This is a genomic window from Paenibacillus sp. DMB5 (assembly GCF_001517085.1).
GTDB lineage: Bacteria > Bacillota > Bacilli > Paenibacillales > Paenibacillaceae > Paenibacillus_AQ.
In genome coordinates, this window is the sequence record NZ_LRAC01000126.1 from 66,633 (window position 1) to 91,479 (window position 24,847).

Annotated in this window: 24 protein-coding genes; 18 read left to right on the forward strand and 6 right to left on the reverse strand. The window is 51.4% G+C overall.

Translation table 11 applies throughout. The features are described 5' to 3' along the window. Nucleotides 1-433 precede the first annotated feature (433 nt). Entirely contained in the window at nucleotides 434-2,677 is a 2,244-nt protein-coding gene (locus AWJ19_RS17190) for an AraC family transcriptional regulator (RefSeq protein ID WP_068725561.1), read from the forward strand. A gap of 137 nt (nucleotides 2,678-2,814) precedes the next feature. On the opposite strand, the gene AWJ19_RS17195 is transcribed toward AWJ19_RS17190, so the two are convergent. Further along, nucleotides 2,815-3,699 (reverse strand): carbohydrate ABC transporter permease, encoded by an 885-nt coding sequence (locus AWJ19_RS17195; protein ID WP_068725563.1) that lies wholly within the window; start codon nucleotides 3,697-3,699, stop codon nucleotides 2,815-2,817. Nucleotides 3,700-3,979: 280 nt separating this feature from the next. Here AWJ19_RS17195 and AWJ19_RS17200 point away from each other — a divergent pair, with 280 nt between their 5' ends. The 8 genes from AWJ19_RS17200 (at nucleotide 3,980) to AWJ19_RS17235 (ending at nucleotide 13,707) form a co-directional block, all read left to right on the forward strand. After that, nucleotides 3,980-4,939, forward strand: a complete 960-nt coding sequence (locus AWJ19_RS17200; RefSeq protein ID WP_277815820.1) for a sugar ABC transporter permease — start codon at nucleotides 3,980-3,982, stop codon at nucleotides 4,937-4,939. Nucleotides 4,940-4,977: 38 nt separating this feature from the next. Further along, a complete protein-coding gene (locus AWJ19_RS17205) occupies nucleotides 4,978-6,480 on the forward strand; it encodes an extracellular solute-binding protein (protein WP_068725565.1) in 1,503 nt (500 codons plus the stop codon). 88 nt (nucleotides 6,481-6,568) lie between these two features. Continuing rightward, nucleotides 6,569-7,492 carry a pectinesterase family protein gene (locus AWJ19_RS17210; protein WP_241781787.1) on the forward strand — a complete coding sequence of 308 codons (924 nt, stop codon included), beginning with the start codon at nucleotides 6,569-6,571 and terminating at the stop codon, nucleotides 7,490-7,492. A gap of 40 nt (nucleotides 7,493-7,532) precedes the next feature. After that, nucleotides 7,533-8,699, forward strand: coding sequence for a glycoside hydrolase family 88 protein (locus AWJ19_RS17215; RefSeq protein WP_277815821.1), 1,167 nt, complete (start codon nucleotides 7,533-7,535; stop codon nucleotides 8,697-8,699). Beyond that, nucleotides 8,686-10,047, forward strand: a complete 1,362-nt coding sequence (locus AWJ19_RS17220; RefSeq protein ID WP_068725621.1) for a glycoside hydrolase family 28 protein — start codon at nucleotides 8,686-8,688, stop codon at nucleotides 10,045-10,047. The genes AWJ19_RS17215 and AWJ19_RS17220 overlap by 14 nt, the downstream gene beginning before the upstream one ends. A gap of 13 nt (nucleotides 10,048-10,060) precedes the next feature. Beyond that, a complete protein-coding gene (locus AWJ19_RS17225) occupies nucleotides 10,061-10,963 on the forward strand; it encodes an alpha/beta fold hydrolase (protein ID WP_068725567.1) in 903 nt (300 codons plus the stop codon). Between the two features lie 29 nt (nucleotides 10,964-10,992). Then, entirely contained in the window at nucleotides 10,993-12,564 is a 1,572-nt protein-coding gene (locus AWJ19_RS17230) for a glycoside hydrolase family 43 protein (RefSeq protein WP_068725569.1), read from the forward strand. A 156-nt stretch (nucleotides 12,565-12,720) separates the two neighbouring features. Beyond that, entirely contained in the window at nucleotides 12,721-13,707 is a 987-nt protein-coding gene (locus tag AWJ19_RS17235; RefSeq protein WP_068725571.1) for an aldo/keto reductase, read from the forward strand. A 384-nt stretch (nucleotides 13,708-14,091) separates the two neighbouring features. On the opposite strand, the gene AWJ19_RS17240 is transcribed toward AWJ19_RS17235, so the two are convergent. Together AWJ19_RS17240 and AWJ19_RS17245 are read right to left on the reverse strand one after the other, a co-directional pair. After that, the gene (locus AWJ19_RS17240) at nucleotides 14,092-14,733 is read right to left on the reverse strand and encodes a DUF5071 domain-containing protein (RefSeq protein WP_157890031.1); all 642 of its coding nucleotides are present in this window, start codon (nucleotides 14,731-14,733) and stop codon (nucleotides 14,092-14,094) included. Nucleotides 14,734-14,759: 26 nt separating this feature from the next. Further along, on the reverse strand, nucleotides 14,760-14,981 hold the full coding sequence (locus AWJ19_RS17245; protein WP_068725574.1) for a hypothetical protein: 222 nt from the start codon (nucleotides 14,979-14,981) through the stop codon (nucleotides 14,760-14,762). A gap of 236 nt (nucleotides 14,982-15,217) precedes the next feature. Here AWJ19_RS17245 and AWJ19_RS17250 point away from each other — a divergent pair, with 236 nt between their 5' ends. From AWJ19_RS17250 to AWJ19_RS17260, 3 genes are all read left to right on the forward strand, one after another. Beyond that, the gene (locus AWJ19_RS17250) at nucleotides 15,218-16,054 is read left to right on the forward strand and encodes a DegV family protein (protein WP_068725575.1); all 837 of its coding nucleotides are present in this window, start codon (nucleotides 15,218-15,220) and stop codon (nucleotides 16,052-16,054) included. A gap of 203 nt (nucleotides 16,055-16,257) precedes the next feature. Beyond that, the gene (locus AWJ19_RS17255) at nucleotides 16,258-16,620 is read left to right on the forward strand and encodes a hypothetical protein (protein WP_068725578.1); all 363 of its coding nucleotides are present in this window, start codon (nucleotides 16,258-16,260) and stop codon (nucleotides 16,618-16,620) included. Nucleotides 16,621-16,882: 262 nt separating this feature from the next. Further along, a complete protein-coding gene (locus AWJ19_RS17260) occupies nucleotides 16,883-17,902 on the forward strand; it encodes a S66 peptidase family protein (RefSeq protein WP_068725579.1) in 1,020 nt (339 codons plus the stop codon). Nucleotides 17,903-17,968: 66 nt separating this feature from the next. Here the strand turns inward: AWJ19_RS17260 and AWJ19_RS17265 are convergent, their stop codons facing one another. The 3 genes from AWJ19_RS17265 to AWJ19_RS17275 form a co-directional block, all read right to left on the reverse strand. Beyond that, the gene (locus tag AWJ19_RS17265) at nucleotides 17,969-18,256 is read right to left on the reverse strand and encodes a YxcD family protein (protein ID WP_068725581.1); all 288 of its coding nucleotides are present in this window, start codon (nucleotides 18,254-18,256) and stop codon (nucleotides 17,969-17,971) included. Then, nucleotides 18,256-18,681: a hypothetical protein gene (locus AWJ19_RS17270; RefSeq protein ID WP_068725623.1), complete on the reverse strand. Its 426-nt coding sequence runs from the start codon at nucleotides 18,679-18,681 to the stop codon at nucleotides 18,256-18,258. The genes AWJ19_RS17265 and AWJ19_RS17270 overlap by 1 nt, the downstream gene beginning before the upstream one ends. 178 nt (nucleotides 18,682-18,859) lie before the next feature. Next, the gene (locus AWJ19_RS17275) at nucleotides 18,860-19,438 is read right to left on the reverse strand and encodes a carbonic anhydrase (protein WP_068725583.1); all 579 of its coding nucleotides are present in this window, start codon (nucleotides 19,436-19,438) and stop codon (nucleotides 18,860-18,862) included. A 279-nt stretch (nucleotides 19,439-19,717) separates the two neighbouring features. Between AWJ19_RS17275 and AWJ19_RS17280 the strand changes: the two genes are divergently transcribed. From AWJ19_RS17280 to AWJ19_RS17305, 6 genes are all read left to right on the forward strand, one after another. Next, nucleotides 19,718-21,235 (forward strand): carboxypeptidase M32, encoded by a 1,518-nt coding sequence (locus AWJ19_RS17280; RefSeq protein ID WP_068725585.1) that lies wholly within the window; start codon nucleotides 19,718-19,720, stop codon nucleotides 21,233-21,235. Between the two features lie 92 nt (nucleotides 21,236-21,327). Beyond that, the gene (locus AWJ19_RS17285) at nucleotides 21,328-21,975 is read left to right on the forward strand and encodes a hemolysin III family protein (protein WP_068725587.1); all 648 of its coding nucleotides are present in this window, start codon (nucleotides 21,328-21,330) and stop codon (nucleotides 21,973-21,975) included. Between the two features lie 148 nt (nucleotides 21,976-22,123). Then, nucleotides 22,124-22,480, forward strand: coding sequence for a putative DNA-binding protein (locus AWJ19_RS17290; RefSeq protein ID WP_068725588.1), 357 nt, complete (start codon nucleotides 22,124-22,126; stop codon nucleotides 22,478-22,480). Nucleotides 22,481-22,501: 21 nt separating this feature from the next. Then, nucleotides 22,502-23,893 carry a signal recognition particle protein gene (gene ffh, locus AWJ19_RS17295; protein WP_068725590.1) on the forward strand — a complete coding sequence of 464 codons (1,392 nt, stop codon included), beginning with the start codon at nucleotides 22,502-22,504 and terminating at the stop codon, nucleotides 23,891-23,893. Nucleotides 23,894-24,252: 359 nt separating this feature from the next. After that, the gene (gene rpsP / locus AWJ19_RS17300; RefSeq protein ID WP_068725592.1) at nucleotides 24,253-24,525 is read left to right on the forward strand and encodes a 30S ribosomal protein S16; all 273 of its coding nucleotides are present in this window, start codon (nucleotides 24,253-24,255) and stop codon (nucleotides 24,523-24,525) included. Between the two features lie 22 nt (nucleotides 24,526-24,547). After that, the gene (locus AWJ19_RS17305; RefSeq protein ID WP_019910364.1) at nucleotides 24,548-24,778 is read left to right on the forward strand and encodes a KH domain-containing protein; all 231 of its coding nucleotides are present in this window, start codon (nucleotides 24,548-24,550) and stop codon (nucleotides 24,776-24,778) included. Nucleotides 24,779-24,847: the final 69 nt, after the last annotated feature.

A 24,847-nucleotide genomic window follows, 5' to 3' on the forward strand; every position in this document is an offset into this window, starting at 1 on the left:
TTCCCACACACCCAAACCACAGTGGACTGTTATTCTGCGTAAATAACTCTTTCCTCCAAAATCAGATACTGGATAAATTGGATTAAATGGATGAAACTTATATGCGTTGATTTAACATTGAACACGTTAACAACCATTTTACAGTTTTGCTGTGAGTACAGCCCCTTCCTGATGAAAGTCCCCAAATGGCATAAAGTTATTTGCTGTTGGGTAACAATCTGTGTCATAACCTTCTAATATTTTATTCAGTTCGTATATGGAACCTCTGATCTGAACGATAGCCAATCCTCTTAATTGTTAACGTGCTCAATCAACGGCCCTGCTTGGCAAAAAAGTGGAAAAACCTGCTGCACACGTTAAAAAAAATCATGGAAACCCCTTTTTGAAAGCGCTATAATAAATATTAATGAGCAGAAATAAAAGGGGCAGCGCAATGAAAAAAGGGAGAATGTTCTACGGAATTTTCATTCCCATTCTGATCCTCGGGGTGGGACTGGTTGCCAGCTTCGGCAGCTATATTTATATCAGTACGATCCGGTCGGTGGTCGGGCAGTTCTCCAGCAGCAAGCAGAGCTATATCGAGCAGATCAAGAACAATCTGGAGCACAAAATCCAGAGCATTGAATATGCGTTCAATACGTTCAGCACGACGAGCTCTTTTCAGGAGCTGGTCACGAATCCGATTACAATCAAGGACTTTGAGGCTTACCGCAGTGTCAATTCGCAGCTGAACTATATTGCTTCCATGACGGCGGAGGGTACGGAATATTCGCTGATCAGTCTGGAGCAGAACTGGCAGATCATGAATGAGCGGCTGACCAGCCTGAGTGAAGCCGATGTGGAGCAGCTGCGTGAGCAGTATATCGACCACCAGAATCAGAGTTTATTTTGGGTCAAGACGGATAAGGGCATAAGGTTCGTAAATACACTGCCTGTGTTCTCCAGCAAAAAGCAGGCCATCGCCTTATCCGACATCTCCCAGTACACGCTGGATTCAATCATTAAGACGGATGAGAAGGCCCAGGTATACATTCTGAATAAATCCGGTGAGCTGCTGTATGATTCCGGGCAGAAGGAGACAAGCCTGACAGCGGGGCAACTGGAGGAGCTCAGCGGCATCGTTACTGCAGGTGAGGAGAATGGCAAGGCTGAGATGGGGACGGGCGGACACCAGCCTCTTCAGCTGCTGTATTCCAAGTCCTCCTATAATAATTGGATTTACCTTACGGAGCTGGATCAGGAAGAAATCGCCGGTACGCTCAAAATGACCAAATTCGGCCTGTACGCCCTCGGGCTGCTGAGTATTTTGCTGATTCTGGTTGTCGCTTATATTGTCGCTACTTATTTCACAAAACCTATACAGCGGATCAAGCGCAGTTTATCCGTGGTCCCGCCGGTGAACACCAAAAACGAGTTCGAATACATTATCCAGTCCATTGATACGATCCTTTTGGAGAAAGAATCGCTAGCCAGTCTGATTGAAGCGGAGATGCCGCAGCTGGAGACCCAGCTCATCCTCAATCTGTTCCGCAGCCGTGTCACAGCCGAGGAGCTGGAGAAGAATCTGCAGCGCTTCGGCTATCCGCCTAATGGAACACGGAAATACATCACGATGCTGATTCAGCTGGACAGCCTGGGTGACCAGGGGGCCTCGAACAAGGACGTGCTGCTGCTGGCCATCAACAAGATGGTGGAGGAGATTATACCGAAGACGCAGCGGATGCTGCCGATTATCCTCAATGATGATACGCAGGCGACCATACTGTCCATGGCTGAGCTGAGCGACCAGGAGCTGAACAAGGAGCTGCTGGAATATGCAACAGCGCTGCTGAGGGCAGTGCGCAATTATCTGAAGGTTCCGATCAGCATCGGATTCAGCATGTCCTACAGTGATCTGCTGGAGAGCAAGGAAGCCTGTGAGATGGGCAAGCAGGCGCTGCATCAGCGGCTGAATCTCGGCAAGGAATCGATTATCTTTTATGAGGATATATATAAGGTCGTCTCCGGTCCGGTGCTGCTCCATTATCCGGCTGAGCTGGAGTCGCAGCTGTTCAACGGCATCCGGCTGGGGGACAGGGAGCAGGTAACAGAGGCACTCTATCCGTTCCTGGCCCAGCTGATCGGCAAGAACAAGAGCACACTGAATTTTGAGGTCATGCTGGTAAGACTGGTGAACAATCTGATACAGCTCGAGCAGCATCTCGGCATTCAGGTTCTGCTGACCCAGGATAACAACAAGCTGTATCACCGGGTGCTGGACATCCGTAATCCCGAAGAGATTGAACACCTGCTAGTGCAGGAGGTCATCTACCCGATGACCACGGCCATGAAGGAGAAGACGAGCAAGCAATTCCGCTGCCTGTCCGACAAGATTACTGCAATTGTACATTCCGAGTTCGACCAGGAGCTGACGCTGGAGGGCATCGGCGAACGGCTGCACTACAATCCGAATTATCTCAGCAGCATCTTTAAGAAGGAATACGGCACATCGTTCAGTGAGTATCTGATGAATTACCGGCTGGAGATGGCCAAGAAATGGCTGTCGGAGACGGATATGACCATCCGGGAGATCGCCGAGCGGCTGCAGTACCATAATCCGCAGAACTTTATCCGTTCCTTCCGCAAGAAGGAGCAGGTTACACCTGGCACTTACCGCAAGCTGCAGCAGGGTGCCTAACCCAAAAGCATGATCCTTAGGTCACAGCAATAATCATCACAACCTTTTTAGCATGATCAGGTACAAAAAAACGGTATCGGCCTTTAGTGAAGGCGGTACCGTTTCTTTTTACCAGTGTTTCTTTTACTGCTATACAATTAACCCTTCACAGCCCCCATCAAGGCACCCTTGGTAAAATGCTTCTGCACGAACGGATAGGCGACCAGCATCGGAACGGTAGCGACTACGATAACCGCCATTTTGATCGTCTGGGCAGGCGGGATAATATCAACCGAGGTGCCCTCAGCCTGCATCCCGCTGGAGACGATAACGATCTGGCGCAGCAGCACCTGTATCGGCCATTTTACCGAATCATTAATGTAGAGAATGGCGTTCATGTAAGTGTTCCAGTAAGCAACGGCATAGAACAGGGAGATGGTCGCGATGGACGGCAGAGCCAGCGGCAGCATGATTTTCAGGAAAATTCCGAAGTCATTGCTTCCGTCAATCTTGGCTGACTCCTCAAGGCTGTCCGGCAGCGCCTGGAAGAAGTTGCGCATGATGATCATATTAAAGGCGTTGATCGCCACCGGGAAGACCAGGGACCAGTAGGAATTGATGAGGCCGACCGATTTTACAACCAGAAAGGTTGGGATCATGCCTCCGCTGAACAGCATGGAGAACACGACGATGAAGTTAATGGTGTTTCTGAGCGGCAGATATTTGCGGGAGAGGCCATAGGCCATCAGCGCCGTCAGAATCATACTAACAATAGTACCTACAATAGTGACACCTACGGATACGCCTAGACCTTTGAAGATCGTTGGTGTGGACAGAATGTAGCGGTATGCATCCAGTGAAAAGGTGGTCGGGAACAGAATGAATTTCTTGGCAATCACTTCCTGGGTGGTCGCGAATGAGCTGGCGATAATGTTTACAAAAGGTAACAGACAAGCTAGTGCGATCAGAATCAGGATACCGGCATTTACGACCGTGAAGATCTGTCCGCCGAGTGATTCTTTTCTTCGTGAGCTGTGGTTCATTTCATATCCTCCTCGTATTCGGTTACCTTTCAACTGTAACAAGAGGGACAAATTACGTATATAATCCGGGCATGAGGTGTTGGGTTTACCGCCGGGATAAGCGCCTTGGCCAGCCCATAATCATTATCTTACCCTGTAATCATCACAGGAGGTCAAAAGGGCCTAAACGCCCCAGCCATAAGGGTTTGGACTACGCAATCACATAATGATTATATACGTAACGCCGGAAATTCTTTAGTCTAGGGAGCGTAATCCCCGAATGACCAAAGGAGGCTGACAAGTGAAAGTTTCAAGCATCACCGCACCATCAAATCTGAATCTGGAAAAGAGGAAAGGCAGCGCGTTCCTGACCGCAGTAAAGAAATACAAGCTCTTATATCTGATGATCCTGCCCGGACTGGTGTACTTCATCATATTTAAGTATTTGCCAATGGGCGGGCTTGTGATCGCGTTTCAGGACTACCAGCCGTTCCTCGGAATCACGGGCAGCTCCTGGGTAGGGTTCAAGCATTTCATCCGGCTGTTCACGGAACCTACCTTTATGATGCTGCTGCGCAACACGCTCATCCTGTTCGCGCTGAATATCGTGATTTTCTTTCCGTTGCCGATTATCGTCGCTTTAATGTTAAATGAACTTAAGAACCGTCATCTCAAAAACTGGATTCAGACCATTGTGTACATTCCCCACTTCATGTCATGGGTTATCATTGTCTCCATTACCTATGTATTCCTGACTGTGGACGGCGGGGTCATCAATGAAATGATCGCAAGCATGGGCTTCAAAAAAATCAGCTTCCTGACCTCGCCGGAATGGCTGCGCACGATCTATATCGGCCAGATCATCTGGAAAGAGCTCGGCTGGTCCACGATCATCTATTTGGCCGCTATTACTGTAGTAGATCCTCAGCTGTACGAAGCTGCGGAAATGGACGGCGCTGCCCGTCTGCGCAAAACCTGGCATGTGACACTGCCGGCCATCCGTCCAGTCATCATCACCCTGCTGATCCTCAAAATCGGCAGCACGCTGGATCTTGGCTTTGAACATATGTATTTGCTGCTCAACTCGCTCAACCGCGAAGTGGCCGAAATTTTTGACACCTACATCTATACGGCGGGCTTGAAGAACGGCCAGCTCAGCTTCAGTACCACGGTAGGCTTGTTCAAAGGCGTAGTCGGTCTGATTCTCGTAATGGCCTCCAACAAGCTGGCCAAAAAAATGGGCGAAGACGGCGTTTACTAAGGCAGTGCCAATTAATCTACTTTTAAAGGAGAAGAGTTATGAAAAAAAGATGGGTCAGTATGCTTGCCTGCGTTACCGTGCTTTCCACATTACTGTCGGCGTGCGGAGGAGATAAAGAAGCAGAGAAAAACGCTGCCGTAGCAGACGAGAATACACCACTGGAATTAACCTGGCTGAACATTCTGCACACAGCCTCCCCGCCGACGGAAACCATTAAGAAGCTGCTTGAGGAATACACCAACACCAAAATCACCTTCAACTGGGTGCCTGATGCCTCCAAGGAGGAACGGATCACCACGGCGCTGGCCTCCGGCGAGCTGGCCGACATTGTAACCTTGACCATGATGACTAACTCCTCGGTGCGGAGCTCGCTGAAATCCGGGCTGTTCTGGGATGTTGGCCCTTACCTTGATGATTACGACAATCTGGCCAAAATCGCTCCGGAAGTCCGTGCAGCGGCATCCATCGAAGGCGTACTGTACGGCGTACCGTTCCAGAAGAATCTGGCCCGCTCCGGCCTGATCATGCGCAAGGACTGGCTGGATAAGCTGGGCCTGCCGGTTCCGACTACGCTGGATGAAGTGTATGAAGTCGCGAGAGCTTTTACCGAGGATGACCCGGACGGCAACGGTATTGACGATACAACTGGCTTCGGTGACCGTTCCGATCTGCGCTACAGCAGCTTCAAGACACTGAGCTCCTACTTCGGCACACCGAACGGCTGGAAAGTGGATGAGAGCGGCAAGTTCACACCGGAATTCGATACGCAGGAATATATGGATACCTTGAACTTCTCCAAGAAGCTTTATGAAAACGGATACTTGGCCCAGGACTTCGCCGTTACAGCCAAAACCGATCAGCAGCAGCAGTTCGCCCAGGGTAAAACCGGGATTTACACCGGTATGGTCGACATCTCCAGTCTGAGAACACTGGCCCAGGATCTGCAGGAAGGTCTTGAACTCGTGCCGGTGAACAAAATCTCCAACGGTGACGGCAAGTACCACATCTGGTCCGAAGGCAGCGGCGTCGGCGGTCTGATGGCATTCCCGAAATCCGAGGTTAAAACCGAAGCCGAGCTGAAAAGACTGCTGCAGTTCATCAATGACCTGATCGATGAAGAAGCATTCATGCTGATGACCGGCGGTATTGAAGGCACACACTATGAATTTGATGAAAACGGCGCTTATAAAATCCTTAATACCGAGCTCTGGCAGGCAGATGTACAGCCTTTCTCCTCCAGCAGACCAAGTGAAATTACGTTTACCCTGAAGGATGCCAATCCGGAGAAGCAGCTGGCTAATGAACTGATCCGTGAAAATGACCAGTATGCCGTGTTTGATCCGACTGTGCCGCTCGATTCTGCAACCAACAACGAGCAGGGTACCGAGCTTGCAAAGATCATCACCGATGCTACATTCAAGTACATCATGGGACAGGCAACGGAAGATGACTTCAAAAAAGCAGTACAGACCTGGAAGGATTCCGGCGGGACCAAGATTACTGAAGAGTATGAAGCAGCTTACAAGCTGACTCAGAAGTAAGACTTTAAGACCTGCGTCAAGTTTGGCGAGCCCACCCGTACCGGGTGGGTTCGTTGTGCAGGATATACGGGATTTGAGGTGATAAAAAATGAAGCAGATGTTGATCAGCAAGACTGGCGGGGATTACAGCTCTGTTCAGGCCGCGGTGGACAGCATACCGGAAGGAACAGGGGAAGTAACAGTACTGCACATTAAAGCGGGTGTATATTATGAGAAGCTTCGCATCAATAAACCTAATTTACGGTTGATTGGCGAAGGCGGGGTAAGACTGTCCTACGACGATTATGCGCGAAAGCCTGGGAATGAAGGTACGCCAATCGGCACCTTTGGCTCATGCAGCACTTATATTACCGGTGATAACATCACGGTGGAAAATATCATTTTTGAAAATACAGCCGGCAGCAGCGATGAGGTCGGCCAGGCGGTAGCGCTCTATGTCGATGCCGACAAGGTGTCATTCAGGAACTGCACCTTTCTTGCGGCCCAGGATACGCTGTATCTGGCGAAGCCCAAGGAAGAAAAGGTGAACCGGAGCGGGCGCAATTATTTTGAGTATTGCCGGATCACGGGGGATATCGATTTTATTTTCGGATCGGCTACGGCTTATTTTCATGAATGCGAAATTGTCAGCCTGGATCTGGGCAAGGAGATTAACGGTTTCGTTACGGCTGCCGCTACTCCTGAAGATAAGCAGACAGGCTTTGTGTTTCATAAATGCCGGCTGGTCAGCGATGCGGCCGAAGACACTGTATACCTGGGAAGACCGTGGCGCGACTACGCCCGGACGGTGTTCCTCGATTGCTGGATGGGAGCACATATCCGCCGTGAGGGCTGGAATGACTGGGACAAGGCCAGTGTGTGGCACACCGTGCATTACGGCGAAGCCGGTTCTGAGGGACCGGGAGCGCATGCGGACAAGCGGGTGGGCTGGTCTAAGCCGCTGCAGGAGCATGAGCTGGAGCGGTATACGCTGGAGGCCGTTTTTGGCGGGGATGCAAGCTGGATTCGCTGAAGGTTAGAGGGACTTTTTTACAATAAGAGGAGGATGCAAAGTGGGAGAGAAATGGGCTGTAAAGACGGCTGATACGCTGATGGAGCGTCTGCCGAGACTGTATGAGGATAAGGGTTACAACGGCAAATGGTCGTACGATTACGGTGTGGTGCTGAAGGGCTATGAGCTGCTGTGGAAGCAGACGGGTGAACGCAAATATTTCAATTATATCGCTGACAATATGGACTATTTCATTCAGGAGGACGGCAGTATCCGCGGCTACCGCAAGGATGAATACAACATTGATCATATCAATAACGGCAAGCTGCTGTTTACGCTGTATGCAGAGACCGGACTTGAAAAATACAAGCTGGCGGCCGCTAACCTGCGCGATCAGCTGCAGACCCATCCCCGGACCTCGGAGGGCGCATTCTGGCATAAACAAATCTATCCGTACCAGATCTGGCTCGACGGACTCTATATGGGTTCACCGTTCTATCTGGAGTATCTGCTGACTTTTGAGGAAGGGGCAGATTTGGGTGATGTAACGAAGCAGTTTATCCTGTGCGAAAAGCATACCAAAGACCCGGTAACCGGCCTGCTGTTCCATGCCTGGGACGAAAAAAAGGTTCAGCCATGGTGCAATCCGGAGACCGGCCTGTCCGAAAATTTCTGGGGCCGCTCGATGGGCTGGTATCTGATGGCGCTGGTCGATGTGCTGGAAATACTGCCGGAAGATCATGCAGACTATGCCGAGCTGGTGCGCATTCTGCGGGATACCCTTGATGCGTTAAAGAACTATCAGGATGCCGAAGCAGGCGTGTGGTATCAGGTCGTTAATCTTGGGGAGCGCAAGGGCAACTATCTGGAAGCATCGGCTTCCAGCATGATCGTGTATGCACTGGGCAAAGGCATCCGGCTAGGTGCTCTGGACGACAGCTGGACTGAGATGCTCGACCGCGCTTACGCCGGGCTGATCGCCGAATTTGTGCTTTTAACGAAGGAAGGCCGGGTCAATCTGAACAAAAACTGCCAGGTCGCCGGACTCGGCGGTGCGGACAAACGGGACGGAACGTATGCGTATTACATCAGCGAGCCGATTATTACGAACGACCAGAAGGGGCTGGGGGCATTCCTGCAGGCCTGCGCGGAGTATGAGCAGTTAAGAGCAGGCTCCGGCGATTCCGGGCTGTCCGGACAAGGAGGTTCCCATGCTGCAGGTGTATAACATTACCGATTACGGCGCACAGCGGGATAGCGGAATCCTTGCAACTTCAGCGATTCATGAAGCGATTGCAGCGGCAAGTGAAGCCGGCGGCGGAACGGTCTATGTTCCGGCAGGTCGGTTCTTAAGCGGGGCTATTATTCTGAAAAGCAATATCGAGCTGCATTTATGCCCGGGGGCTGTGCTGTCCTTCAGTACAGATCAGGGTGATTACCCGGTGGTGGAATCCAGATGGGAAGGCGTCCGTCAGCAGGTTTATGCTTCCTGCATCTACGGCAGTGACCTGTTCAACATCTCCATCACAGGCAGCGGAACGCTTGACGGCAACGGGGGACCATGGTGGGATGTGTTCCGTAACCGCCGCGGGGAGCTGGCTTATCCGCGTCCGAAGCTGATCAGCTTTGACCGCTGCAGCCGGGTAACGATCAAGGACGTTACGCTGCTCAATTCGCCAAGCTGGACAGTTAATCCGATTGAGTGCAGCAATGTCACTGTGGACAATGTGTCAATCATCAATCCGGCCGATTCCCCGAATACGGACGGTATCGATCCTGAGTCCTGTAACGGTGTGCGGATCAGCAACTGCAGCATTGATGTCGGGGACGACTGCATTGCGATCAAGGCGGGAACCGAGGATACGGCCGAGCGGATTCCATGTGAAAATATTACGATCACGAACTGCACCATGGCCCACGGCCACGGCGCTGTAGTGCTCGGCAGCGAGATGAGCGGAGACATCCGCAATGTGGTCATCAGCAACTGTATCTTCAAGGAGACGGACCGCGGGATCCGCATGAAGTCGCGGCGCGGCCGGGGCGGAATCGTTGAAGATATCCGCATCTCGAACATTGTGATGGACCATGTGCTGTGTCCGTTCACGATGAATCTGTATTACTTCTGCGGCCCCCGCGGCAAGGAGAAATATGTCTGGGACAAAAATCCGTATCCCGTTACGGATGAGACGCCTTGCTTCCGCCGGGTGCATTTTGCCAACATTACCGCACGCAATGTGCATGCCGCTGCCGGGTTCCTGTACGGGCTGGCTGAGCAGTATGTATCTGAAGTAACGTTCAGCAATGTTGATATTTCCATGGCGGAGAATGCGGTGCCGGGCCATCCGGACATGATGACCGGCATGGAGAATATGAATAACCGCGGATTCTACCTCGGCAATGTGCGGAACGTGAAATTCCATCAGGTGACGGTCGAGAATCATGAGGGACCGGCTTTCTACATCGAGAACGGTGACCGGGTTGAGCTTATCGGCTGCGAATCGCGGAACACCCGCAAGCCGGAGCAGCTGGAAGAGCGGGTAACGCTTGCCGGGGCTGATCTGAATCTGAAGGGATAGGACGGTGCTTAAGATGAGTAATCATAAAGTTCCTTTGGAGTCGCTGCTCGGCGATCTGCCGGAGCATGGTCCAGGACCGGTTGAAGCGGTGCTGCTGAAGCAGGAGATTTATGACGGCTTTCGCATGGAATCACTGCTGCTGGAGCTGAACGGGCTGGAGAAGGTGCCGGCAACGCTCGTTAAGCCGCTGGTAGGTGACGGGCCGTTCCCTTTGGTGCTGTTCAACCATTCGCACGGCGGGAACTACACGAATGGCCGCAAGGAGCTGCTTAACAGCAGCACTTATCTGCAGTCGCCTTCCTTTGCCAAGACGCTGACAGCCATGGGCTATGCCGTCTGCTGCATTGATATGTGGGGCTTCAACGAGCGCGGCGGCAAGGCCGAGAGCGAGCTGGTGAAGGAAATGCTCTGGACCGGTAAAGTCCTGTGGGGCATGATGCTCTACGACAGCCGCCGGGCGCTGGACTATCTGTGCTGCCGCGACGACATTGATGCTGAGCGGATCGGCACCATCGGCATGTCCATGGGCGGGCTGATGGCCTGGTGGCTGGCGGCGCTGGATGAGCGGGTCAAGGTAACGGTCGATATTTGCGGACAGGTGGATGCTCAGACTTTAATCGACAAAAGAGGCCTCGATCATCACGGCTTCTACTCCTATGTACCGGGACTGCTCAAGCATTACACGACGCTTGAGATTCAGCAGCGGATCGTTCCGCGGCCGCGGATGAGCCTGAACGGCCGCAGCGACCGGATGTGTCCGGCTGAGGGCGTAAGGCTGCTGGACGAAGGGTTGTCTGCAGCCTATGAGGCGGCCGGCAAGCCGGAGAACTGGCGGAACGTCACGGCAACAGGCGGACATATGGAAACGCTGGAGATGCGCGTGGCCTGGCAGGCTTTTTTGGCGGAGCATTTGTAAGACAAGATATTTGGAAGGTGGAGTTAGCTATGACTGCAATCATCCGTAATCCGGTACTGCCCGGATTTAATCCGGACCCGTGTATTCTGCGTGTCGGAAAAATCTATTATATCGCGGTTTCATCGTTTGAATGGCTGCCGGGGGTGCGGATCTATTCATCTGCTAATCTCGCGGACTGGGAGCACTGCACCGATATTCTTACCTCGCAGGTCGATCTGCGGGGTAATCCCAAGAACTGCAGCATCTGGGCGCCGCAGCTGAGCTATCACGATGATTTATTCTACCTGCTGTATACGGATGTCAAAAGCACCAAACGCCCGTTCAAGGACTGCCACAATTACCTGATGACGGCGCCATCCATCGAAGGCCCTTGGTCAGAGCCGGTCTACCTGAACAGCAGCGGGTTTGATCCCTCTCTGTTTCATGATAGCGACGGCCGGAAATGGCTGCTGAATGCCCTGTGGGACTACCGCATTCTGGAAGGCAATAAGTCCAGCGGCATTGTAATCCAGGAGTATGATGCAGCTGCACAGCGGCTGACCGGCGAGCCGGCCAAGCTGTTTGACTGTACGCCGCTGAAGAAGACTGAAGCGCCGCATATCTACAAGCAGAACGGCTATTACTACCTGATTACCGCCGAAGGCGGAACAGGTACAGGTCATGCCGTTACGGTTGCCCGCTCGCGGGAGCTTGCCGGTCCTTATGAGGTGGATCCCCAGAACCCGATGCTCACCTCACGCAATAACCCGGACCTGCCGCTGCAGTGTGCCGGACACGGCAGCCTGGTGCAGACACCGGGCGGGGAGTGGTACATGGCGCATCTTTGCACCCGGCCCGTAGACGGCAAGTATGCTATTCTCGGACGCGAAACAGCGCTGCAGCAGGTGTACTGGGATGAAGCAGGCTGGCTGCGGCTTAGCGCCGGCGGCAATGAGCCGCAGCTTACGCTTCCTGCTCCAGAGGGCGTGACTGTTAGCGGGGCTGGCCGCAGTACAGTATTCGAGGACCGCTTCGAAGGCCCGCAGCTGAAGAAGACCTGGAACACGCTGCGGATTCTGGCGGACGACAGCTGGTGTTCATTTACAGCCCGTCCCGGTTATCTCCGGCTTACTGCCGGTGAATCCGTACAGAGCCTGTTCAAGCATCACATTCTGGCAGTACGCCAGAGTGATATAAGCTTCCGCGCGGAAACGGCGCTGGAATATCAGCCGCAGAGCTATCTGCAGATGGCCGGCCTGCTGCTCTATCTGAACGAGGACAATTATCTGTACGCGTATGTCTCTCATGAGCAGGGCCAGGGCAGAGTGCTGCGGCTGATGAAATGCGAAGCGGACAGCTTCAGCTATGAGCCTGCGGCTATTGCTTTAGACGGGCAGTCGCCGGTCCAGCTGGCTGTATCCGTTGAAGGGGCTGCGGGACAATTCTTTTACCGCCGCAGTAATACAGAGGAGTGGACAGCCCTGTACGGTTCACAGGAGCTCGGCTTCCTCACCGGCGGCTTCACCGGCAACTTTGTCGGCATCGCCGCCCACGACATGAACCAGTTCGCCGGCAGCTATGCGGATTTCTCGTTTTTCCGGTATGAGGGCAGGGATTTGTAAGGGCAATCAGCCGGCAAAGGCTGAAAGAGTAGTAGCAGAAGGATGGACGGCCGTGCAGCCGCTCATCCTTTTTTTGCTTTTTACCGGTGAGCGGAGTAATGTGATTATCTGAAAAGCCTTTTGTACAATTTATGCTCAGGAGAGGCGGAATGCATAATGAATACCAGAACACTGGGACGTGAAGGTCTGAAGGTATCGGCGCTTGGACTCGGCTGCATGGGAATGTCTGATTTCTACAGCGGACGGGATGATCAGGAGTCGGTGCGGACGATTTACCGTGCTTTTGATTTGGGCATTAATTTTTTGGATACGGCGGATATGTATGGCGTCGGGCGGAATGAGGAGCTGGTAGGACAGGCGGTCAAAGGACGCCGCAACGATGTCATTATCGCCACCAAGTTCGGCAATGTGCGCAGCAGTGACGGAAGGATGCTTGGGATCAACGGCCGGCCGGAATATGTGAAGGCTGCCTGTGATGCCAGCCTGCGGCGGCTGGGCGTCGATCATATCGATTTGTACTACCAGCACCGGGTAGACCCGAATACGCCTATCGAGGAGACTGTTGGCGCTATGGCCGATCTGGTTAAGGCGGGTAAAGTCCGTTTTCTCGGCTTGTCGGAAGCCGGAGCGGCTACCATTCAGCGTGCACACCAGGTACATCCGATTACAGCGCTCCAGACGGAATATTCACTCTGGAGCCGGGATGTGGAGGATGAGATCCTCCCGGTCTGCCGTGAGCTCGGCATTGGCTTTGTGCCGTACAGCCCGCTCGGCAGAGGTTTTCTTACCGGACAGATCCGTACATTTGAGGATTTGGCTGAGGATGACTACCGCCGCAATTCCCCGCGCTTTCAGGGCGAGAATTTCAATAAGAATCTTGAGCTTGTAGAGCGGATCAAAGAAATTGCAGCGGAGCAGGGGGTTCAGCCGTCCCAGCTGGCTTTGGCCTGGCTGCTCGCCCAGGGCGATGACATCGTGCCGATCCCCGGCACCAAACGGACAAAGTACCTGGAAGAGAACGCTGGTGCACTGGAGATCCGGCTAAGTGACAGCGACCTGGAGCGTATTAATGAGGCAGCACCTAAAGGCAGCGCGGCCGGAACGCGTTACCCGGAGCAGGGGATGAGAAGTGTAAGCCTGTAACGCAGCAGATGAAGCAGGATTGCTATAAAACGAAAGTGAATAACTCAAAAAAGATGATTCGGTATAAAGGAGTCATCTTTTTTTTGCCGGGAAGTATGTACATGTCTGGATAGTGCGAACTACGGCGAACCGCTACGGCTATCCCGTTAGAAGGTCACGATAAAACTTATCTAATTGGAAAAACGCTACTTAATTCTCCGCTAAACCACGCTATCGAAAATCTAGTTGGAAAAACGCCACTTAATTCCTTCGAAATTACCTTCAAGCCGGTAAATAGCCCGAAATAGGTGGTGATTTTCCACCTAATCGTTGTGGAGGATGAGAAATACAGAAACTAAGTGGCGAAAATCCAACTAGATAACTGGAACTTGAAGTCGGATAAGCCTATTCCATAATTCTGTTTATTGTTGCTGCTATTTCTTCTTGACGGCGAAGCAAATTTTCAAGCTCCCGTTTCTGCCCAAAGGTTTCATCGCTGTAATTGAGGAGATGGTTCATCATTTGTGCAGGATCGGTGCCAAGAATATGCAGCCGCTCATTTTCCATTGTCTGATATAAATTCCTCTGTTCAGCTGTGAAACGGTTCAACATTCCCTCCGTATCGCTCAGCTTTGTCTCCAGCAGAACGGCGGCAGCCTTTTTTGTAATCAAACGATGTTTCCAGAGCATTTCAACAGCCAGCAAATCAGTATCTTCATAAACGTCCGGTGCCTGTGCCAGTTTGAGTATAGATGACGATAGGGCAGATACTGATCTGCTGTCCCACTCATTCATTAAATAAGCCAGGATATTATATATCCAGATGGAATCGTTTCGGAGTAAGAACACTGCCTCAATATGAGAGACAGTATGAACCTTATACTTTTGAAGTAGATCAGCAACAGCAGCTGCTATCGGCCAGTTGATATCCTGCACCCATTCCAAAAGCTTAGGGATCAGCGGAATCACCTGGGATTCCTCCAGACCGGCAAGCAGTTCAACACTCTTGAAATCATGTTTGTCCGTTGGCAAATTATCTATCTTCACGTGGCTGCCCCGTTCCTGTAGCATAATTACTTTTCCGTCCGTCCTCTATCCTTCGGAGCGACCCGTGACGGGCGGCTGACCCAGTTACTGCGGTTCATCGGTTTAACGGCGTCAATCCGAGGATTAACCGGTTCCTGGACATTTACGTCAGGCGATTCTGATCTTGCCGCGACTGCTTCCGGATGCTGCCGTTTCTGCAGACCCCCGCCGTTATGCTTGCCCCGGTTCCATACTCTGTTCTTGCTCACTTGCTACACTCCCTTTTTCGCTGATTTATACACCATATCACATCAGGAAAAGGTTAGAAAGCTCCGGATAACCGGAAACCGCTATGTATTATCTTCAGCATTCGGGGTAATAAAGGGAATCATCCATATTGTAATGCCTAAGCATAAAACCACAATTTTGACAAGTTATAAAATGTACTATTGATAATCCGGACTCCTGTCTATAATGATATAGAATTTGAAAGGAGAGTACCCTGATGGCCATCAAGATAATTACGGACAGCGGTTCCGATCTGCCCCTTGAGTATGTTGAGAAGTATAATGTGACTATTGTTCATCTGCCGGTTCATTTCGGGCATGATCTGATGCCTGAACACACGGAGACCAAAGCCTTTTACGAAATGATGCGTGGGTCCAAGGAGCTGCCGACAACGGCCAGCCCAAGCCCGCAAAGTTTTCTCGAAGCATTCAAGGAGGTGGAGCCGGGCACGGATATCCTGGTCCTCTGTATGTCCTCCAACATCAGCAGCACTTACCAGACAGCCACGATTGCCAAGGAGATGTACGAGGAAGAAGGACATCCAAACGCGATCGAAATTATAGATACGAAACGATTTTCCGGAGGCCTGTCACTTCTTGTGGCAACGGCGGCGCGTCTGTCACTAACTTGCAGCCTGGCCGAACTGAAGGAAAGCGTACTTAAACAAGTTGAAGAAACTACAGCCTATTTCACGCTGGATACTTTAGAAAACGTTATAAAAGGCGGACGCTTGAACCGTTTGTCTGGCGCGGTAGCGTCTGTACTCAACATCAAGCTGCTGCTGAAGATCAGTGATGAGGGCAGAGTTGAGGTAGTAGAGAAGACACGCGGTTTGCCAAAAGCGCTGAATCTTCTGTTAAGCAAGCTCGACGAGAAGCAGTACGATTACGAGAAAGCGGCGATTGCCATTGTTCACAGCAACTGCGAGAAGCTGGCGCTGGAGATCAAAGCACGTATTCTCGAAAAACACCCCTTCAAAGAGGTGGTATTCTCCAGCATGGGCCCGGTTATGGGGACGTATGCCGGTGAAGGCGGGATTGGAGTGGCTTTTTAAGCTGCGCCGTTCTGGTTTGCCTAGTGTTTAAAGCCCGTAGAACCGTACCTGGCCTGCTGCCGATGTGCGGTTTTTTGGCGTGGGTGAAGCAGTCAATACCCGGAAACGGCTGAGCGCCGGACAACGGGGCGGATTCTCCAAAGACACCATCATATAGGCATCTGCATAGAATGGAGCAAATCCAATAACGGAGGTAGGATGCTATGTCGACATACAGTACCGGCCAGACAGCTACGGTTATCTATCAGGCAGATCCGGCGGTTGTGCAGCATTTACATGGGGTTCGCGAGTCCCTGCATCATTCCTGTAAACCCTATTTAAATCATAAGGTGAAGGTTCAGACTCTCGACGGAATGACGCATGAAGGCATCATTGCCGGGATGGACAGCAAAAATATGTACCTCATGGTCACAGTCACCATGGACACGCCGCGCGGCTTCTATAACCCTTACTACAAGCCGTACCCTGGGCCGTTTTATCCTTATCCGCCTTATCCGGGTCCTGTTAACAACAATGTCATTCTGCCGCTGGTCCTGTTCGAGCTGCTTGCCATCTCATTGATTTAACCTCAGGTTTCTGGTATATGAAAAAAAGGCATGATCCGGGTTGCTGCAGCGTTGCAGGATAACCGGTCATGTCTTTTAATGTTATGGAGAACTCCTCTGGTTGGTGCGGCTCGGCCAGTTTAATCCTCGTAAGCAGAATTATTCTGCTTTCAGGGTAAGCAGGTAAGATGATAAACTGGAAAGAACCGTAAACATAGGCTTAGCGTACCATTTCCAGGCCGGTTGCGGGTACAGGGACAGCCAAATCGAGGGGGGAATCGGAATGATTACATATCCAATCCTTAAACCTGGAGCGGTTATAGGTGTAACTGCTTCATCGTTTGGGGCGGACGAGCAGCATCGGGAGGTTTTAGACGAGGCTGTGGAGCGGATGACGGAAAGAGGCTACCAGGTGAGTCTCGGCCAGACGGTGTACAAGCATGACAAAGCAAGATCCGCTTCGGGCAGGGAGCGGGGGATGGAGTTCATCGAGATGATGCAGGATGAATCCATCGGCCTGATCATACCGCCCTGGGGCGGCGAGCTGCTGATTGAGATGCTGGAGTTTATTGATTTTGACCAGCTCAGACCCAAATGGGTGCTGGGATTCTCCGATATCAGCCTGCTGCTGCTTACGATCACCTTGCGCACGGGCATAGCTACCGCACACGGCCCAAGTCTCGGGGATTTGCGCGGCAAGAAGACCGATGAGACGAGTGTCATGTGGCAAAAGGTGCTTTCAACCCCGCCCGGCGGCAGCATTGTACAGCAATCCTCACAAAAGCATCAGGGAGCAGGAGCGGGAACAGTCAGCCCGTCGCCTTACCTGTTTAACCTTAATACTCCAACCTTATGGAAGAGCGTATCGGGTCAGGATGTTTCAATAAAGGGCCGTCTGCTCGGCGGCTGTATTGACATTATCCGGCATATCATCGGAACGCCGTATGGCAATGTGCAGCAATTCAGCCGGAATTTCATCCAGGGGGAGCCGATTCTCTGGTATCTGGAAAATTGTGAACTGAATACGGCGGATCTCCGCAGATCGCTTGTACATATGAAATATGCCGGCTGGTTTGACAATTGCTCGGGGATTCTGTTCGGGCGGTGCGAGGGCAATCAGCAGCTGTACGGATATACCACAGAGGAAGTGTACCGGGATTTGGCGGAAGAGCTGCAGCTGCCGGTTCTTTATGATCTGGACTTCGGTCATGTTCCGCCTCAGATGACGCTGGTTAACGGTGCTTATGCCGAGGTGGAGCTGGCAGGGGGCCGGGGCACATTGATACAATATTTCCGTGAATAGCGAACCGGCTGTATAAACATAGAAAAAAGAGACAGCGTATGGGCTGTCTCTTTTACACAATCTGCTTTAGGTATTCACAATTGCCGTAATTTCCTCATCCAGATCCAGCCGTACATCCTCACGGTAAGCCCGGATACCGTACTCGCTGTGCAGATAGCGGAGAATCGCTTCAATCATGTTGGATTCGACCAGGTATTGGCTGCGTCCCTGGATCCAGACCTCTGCGGTATAGCCGGTGTCTTCCTCCCAGCTAAGCTCAACCTGGACCTCCTGAACCCGGACGCCTTTACGCTCAGCCATATGAAGGCAGATGGCGTTAATAATTTCATCCATACTGAGAACAGTTGTAGACATTAGTAGCGGCCGTCTCTTTCCTCAAGTCTGCGTCTTTCTCTTCTGCGGCGGAAGAAGGACATTACAAGCACCACAACAAGATAGATGGCAAGCATATTAACCAGGAAACCGAGGATGTTGCCGAAAGCGCCCATTCCGGCAAACATGCTGCCGAACAGGAAGCCGGCGAGTCCGCCGATCATCAATCCCTTCATCAGTGAGCCGCCGCTGAAAAATCCGCGTTTTGCAGTACCGGCAGTTCCGGCTGTAGTACCAGTAGTGCTATCGCTTTTTCTAACATTATCCGTAGTTGATTTCTTCGGAGTCGTGGTAAAGCCGCGGCTGCCGGATTTAAAACCCCCTCCGCGTCTCGCATCCGCAAAATCGGGAGCGGTTACAGCAAAGAACAGGGTAAAGGCCATTACGATCATCATTACGCGTTTCATGGATTTCATTTAGTACGAGTACCCTCCTAAGGTTGTCTCAAAATTTTGTGGTTCTGCCCGGTAATACGCAGTATGCCCAAGGAGGTTTCAATTTTAATTAAAAATCTTTGGGATTATTTTTTGGCCGCTTTTTGGACAAAAAAAGTGCGTGGACATCACGTCCACGCCAAAAACATTTTCAGAGAGTTGCCTTGTTCTCCACATACCCGTCCGAGACAAGCTCAAGCGCTCCGGTAGCCGGATCGATGATCATGCCGTGAATAGGTACGTTTGGGGGGAGTAAGGGATGGCGCTTAATAAGCTCCACAGTCTGAATTACCCCGTCCTTCACATTGTCAAACCCGCGCAGCCATTTGGTCAGCTTGATTCCCGAATTCTCAAGTGTCGACAGGACTTCATCGGATACGCCGCGTTCTTTTATGGAGTTGATCATTTTGTCCGCGTTCAGGGATGCCATGCCGCACTCATAGTGTCCAACTACAATAACCTCTTCCGCATCCAGCTCATACAGCGCGACCATAACGCTTCGCATAACTGAACCGAAGGGCTGGGAGATGACGGCGCCGGCGTTTTTGATAACTTTGACATCACCGTTTTTGAAATTCATGGCTTTCGGCAAAAGCTCTACCAGCCGTGTATCCATACAAGTGATGACAAGCATTTTTTTATCCGGAAAGCGGCTGGTCAGATAGGCTTCGTATTCTTTTTCCTCCACAAATTTCTTGTTAAAATTCAAAATCTCCGATACGTGTGTCATGACCATGCTTCCTCCTAAAAATAATATTGTGTAATGTAGGCTTTACGTATGTACGTAAGGTCTATTCACCGGTTTGGTAATGAATGAACTATTTCAAATTTGAAGCGGAAAGCTCTGAAATGATTATAAGGATAATAAAACACGGACGTCAATAACCAGGTGTGATTGCAACTGCCGGAAGCGGTTCATTTTCGTATGTGACAGGCAAAGTTGCTTATCCCCAGCCAAAAAAGTATCATCAAGAAGAATAAGGAAAACAGAGAAAGCAGGTGGATGGAAATGGAACAGGCAGTTAAAGACAAATGGGAAGCTTTTCAGGAATTATTATCTAAAATTAGCAGCTATAATGAAGCCATCGGACTTCTTCACTGGGATTTGCAGACAGGTGCACCCCGTAAAGGGATAGAGGTCCGCTCCGGAACGATCGGGGTACTCACTGGTGAGCTGTTCAGGCTGGAGACGTCTAAGGAGATGGGCGAATTTACAGCCTTTTTCGGCACGCCGGAGGTAGCTTCACAGCTGAGCGATGTCCAGAACAAAATCGTCAAGGACTGCCGCAAGGAGTACGAGCGCAGCAAGAGCATTCCGTCCAAAAAATTCGAAGAATATGCCGCGCTGGCTGCCCATTCCCAGAGCATCTGGGAGGAGGCGATGGCGAATGATGATTTTGCCTCCTTTGAACCGTTTTTAAGCAAAATTGTCGCATTCAAGCAGGAGTTTATCGACTATTGGGGTGTAAAGGATACCCGTTATGATACGCTACTCGACATGTATGAGCCGGATCTGACCGTTGCCAAAGTGGACGAGCTGTTCGACCGCCTGCGCAGCCGTCTTGTCCCGCTGGTGGAGGCAATCAGCGCTTCTCCAAACAAGCCGGATACGGAATTTCTGAGCCAAATCTATGCCAAGGAGCAGCAGGAAAAGTTCGGCCTGTTCGTGCTGGAGCAGATGGGCTATGACTTTGAGGCAGGACGTCTGGATGAGAGTGTGCATCCGTTCGCTACCGGGCTCAATCCGGGGGATGTGCGCATTACGACCAATTATCTGCTGGATAATGTAACGAGTGCGATTTTTAGCTCCCTGCACGAAGGCGGGCATGCCCTCTATGAGCAGAATATCAGCAAGGAACTGATTGGAACTCCGCTGTCCGGGGGAACCTCCATGGGTATCCATGAATCCCAGTCAAGACTTTGGGAAAATATGATCGGCCGCAGCCGCGCCTTCTGGCAGCGTTACTATGGCGATCTGCAGCAGCATTTCCCGGAACAGCTAACAGAGGTTGAAGTGGAGCAGTTCTACCGGGCGATTAACAGCGTTGCCAATTCCTTTATCCGGATTGAAGCGGATGAGCTGACTTATAACCTGCATATCATTATCCGTTATGAAATCGAGAAGCTGATCTTTAATGAAGGGCTGGAAGTCAAGGATCTGCCTAAGACCTGGAATGCCAAATATCAGGAATATCTGGGCATTACTCCGCCTTCAGATGCACTGGGTGTGTTGCAGGATGTTCACTGGTCCGGCGGTGATTTTGGTTATTTTGCCTCCTATTCGCTGGGAAATATGTATGCCGCCCAAATTCTGAATACCCTCCGCAAAGAGCTGCCTGAATTCGACAGTCTGATTGCTGAAGGTAACCTGATTCCGGTTAAAGAATGGCTGACGGACAAAATTTACCGCTTCGGCAAGAGTCTGACTCCGGCGCAAATTATTGAACGGGTAACCGGTGAGCCGCTTAATCCGGATTATCTGGCCGATTATCTGGAAGCGAAATATACGGAGCTCTATAAGCTGTAATCGAACTCCGGCCTGTCTGTGCGCAGATAGGCTGGAATGAGCTCCGGGTTAACGGTATAATAGAAGGAAACCGCACACGGAAGGATTTTGTTATGGCTAATACGTATACCTACAGTCGCAGGGAAGAGGTCGCAAATGCCATTACTCACGGTATCGGAACGGTACTGAGTGTTGCTGCACTTGTTCTGCTTGTTGTTTTTGCCAGTTTGAAGGGAACGGCCTGGCATGTTGTCAGCTTCTCGATCTACGGGACAACGATGCTGCTGCTGTATCTCAACTCTACACTGGTGCATAGTCTGCGGGAGGGCAAGGCGAAGGACCTGTTCGAATTCTTCGATCATTCCTCCATTTATCTGTTTATCGCCGGTACTTACACGCCGTTCCTGCTCGTTGCGATCCGCGGACCGCTGGGCTGGAGCCTGTTCGGGATTGTCTGGGGAGTGGCATTGTTCGGAGTGGCCTTTAAGGCCTTTTTCGTCAAAAAATTCCTGTTCATGTCGACTATCTTCTACATTGCGATGGGCTGGCTGATCGTCATTGCCTGGAACCCGCTGTCTGCGGCTGTTGCCGGCGGCGGAATGGCGCTGCTGATGACTGGCGGTATCCTGTACACGCTGGGCACGATCTTTTATGTATGGAGAGGGTTTCCGTTTCACCATGCAGTCTGGCATGTTTTCGTGCTGGCCGGAAGTGTGACGCACTTCTTCGCCGTACTGATTTATCTGCTTCCGATCCGTTAAAAGTGCTGAAAATAACAGGGAGATCCTGCATTTTGCAAACAAAAAAAGATGACAAGCAAAAAAGCTTGACATCTTTCTTTGTTTTCGGTATCATAAGGGACGTTGTGAAGCTGTAAAGTGTTTTTCCTTGACGAAGGGAGTGCCCTTGATGAGTCAGGAGAATAGGCTCGAGAAGACGAACCGGATCAACCTGTTATTCGCATTCTATGAACGGCTGCTTACTGATAAACAGCAAACGTTTCTGAAATATTATTTCCACGATGATTTCTCCTTGGGAGAGATTGCCGCGGAATTTGAGATCAGCCGCCAGGCCGTGTATGAGCATATCAAGCGTGCCGAGCAGGTGCTGGAGAATTATGAAGAGAAGCTTGGCCTGCTGGCCAAGCATGACGACCGCAACCGGTATTTAGAAGAACTGCGCAGACTGCCTGATAATGGGATGCTGCCTGAGCAATATAAACAGCGGTTCAAGGAGCTTGTGGATCGTTTGCAGAGGTTAGAGTAGCATGAAGGGAGCAAGCCGCATATGGCATTTGAAGGTTTAACCGGAAGATTGCAGAATGTGTTCAGCAAGCTGCGCGGCAAAGGGAAGGTATCCGAAGATGACGTAAACGAAGCCATGCGTGAAGTACGTCTGGCGCTTCTGGAAGCCGATGTTAACTTCAAAGTAGTTAAGGACTTCGTGTCCAAGGTGAAGGAGAAGTCCGTTGGCAAGGAAGTAATGGACAGCTTTACTCCCGGCATGGTAATCATCGACATCGTTAACAAGGAACTGACCGAGCTGATGGGTGGAAGCCAGTCCAAGCTGGCCAAAGCGAACAAGCCGCCAACCGTTATTATGATGGCGGGTCTGCAGGGGGCGGGTAAGACGACCACCTCAGGCAAGCTGGCTAAGCTCCTGCAGAAGGGCAACCACCGCCCGCTGCTCGTAGCAGGCGATATTTACCGCCCGGCAGCGATCAAGCAGCTGCAGATCCTGGGTGAGCAGATTAAGGTTCCGGTATTCGCACTCGGTGACCAGGTCAGTCCGGTAGAGATTGCCAGACAGGCTATCCAGCATGCGAAGGATAATAATCTGGATTATGTCATCATCGATACCGCAGGCCGCCTGCATATAGATGAAGCGCTGATGGATGAGCTAAAGCAGATCCACAGTACAGTGAAGCCTGATGAAGTGCTGCTTGTAGTCGATGCTATGACTGGTCAGGATGCCGTAAACGTAGCTGAGAGCTTCAACAAGCAGCTTGAGCTTACCGGCGTTGTGCTGACCAAGCTTGACGGCGACACCCGCGGCGGTGCCGCGCTGTCTGTCAAGGCTGTAACCGGCTGCCCGATCAAGTTCGCCGCTCTCGGCGAGAAGATCGACGCGCTGGAGCCGTTCCATCCGGAACGGATGGCCTCCCGTATCCTGGGTATGGGCGACATGCTCTCCCTGATCGAGAAGGCCCAGGCCAACATTGATACCGAGAAAGCAAAGGAAATGGAACGTAAGATGCGCAATGCGGAATTTACGTTCGACGATTTCCTGGAGCAGATGGACCAGGTCAAGAAGCTTGGCCCGATCGACCAGATTCTCGACATGCTGCCTGGCATGAACAAGGCCAAGGGCATGAAGGACCTGAAGGTGGACGACAAGCAGATGGGACGAGTCGAGGCGATTGTTCATTCCATGACCAAAGCCGAGAAAGCCCAGCCTGAGATCATCAACCACAACCGCCGCAAGCGGATTGCCGCCGGCAGCGGAACGAACGTGGCCGAGGTCAACCGCCTCATCAAGCAGTTCGATGAGATGCGCAAGATGATGAAGCAGTTCTCCGGTATGATGGGCGGAATGAGCGGCAAGGGCGGGAAGAAAAACGCCATGAAGCAGCTCAAGAGTCTTGGCGGCAAGGCCGGGATGAAGTTCCCGTTCCGTTAAGGTTTTGATCTTTCCAGATCAGACATAGTACAACATCAGATGATCGAGCGGTTTTCGCTCTTAATCTTTTGACCTTAATCTTTTGACCTTAATCTTTTAAGCAGTAGTTTGTGTTAAACCCGTCGCCCGGTAACGCCGTAGTCAAGCGGGTCCCGTAAGGGACGAAAAGCGATCCTTATTCCCCCTATCCCAAGATCCCGCCAGTCTGAACGCCCACGCTAGTTGCACTTAAGCGGGTGTCCAGAGGGCAGAGCCCTTGGGGCCCTCCCTTGGAAGGGAGGGTTTGGGAGGGTTCGAAAAAAGGTTTATCACTAAACTCTTCCCATACTTTTTGATACTTTTTTAAGGAGGTGAATTTCGTGGCAGTACGTATTCGTTTGAAGAGAATGGGTGCACATAAAGCGCCTTTCTACCGTGTAGTGGTTTCCGATTCCCGGTCCCCTCGTGACGGTCGTTTCATCGAGGAAATCGGTTACTATAACCCGGTTGAACAACCGGCAGTAGTTAAGATCGATGAGGAAAAAGCTCTTAAATGGCTTCAGACAGGTGCACAAGCATCTGATACCGTTCGCAACCTGCTTTCCAAAGCTGGTGTGCTGAAGAAGTTCCATGAGCTGAAGCAACAGAAATAATGACTGATTGCGAGGGTCCTCTATGGAAGAATTAGTTGGAGTAATTGCTAAGGCTTTAGTGGATCATCCGGAAGATGTGACGGTGCGGACTGTGGAGAAGGATCACCTGATTGTATATGAGCTCTCCGTACATCCTGATGATGTCGGCAAGGTCATCGGCAAGCAGGGACGGATCGCCAAAGCGCTCCGCACAGTAGTTACATCAGCAGCAGTCAAGAGCGATAAACGCGTAACCGTGGATATTTTATCATAACTGATACGCACAAGGAGGGGCTAGGGATAGTATATCCCGGCTCCTTTTTGTTCAAATATAGAGAAGTGA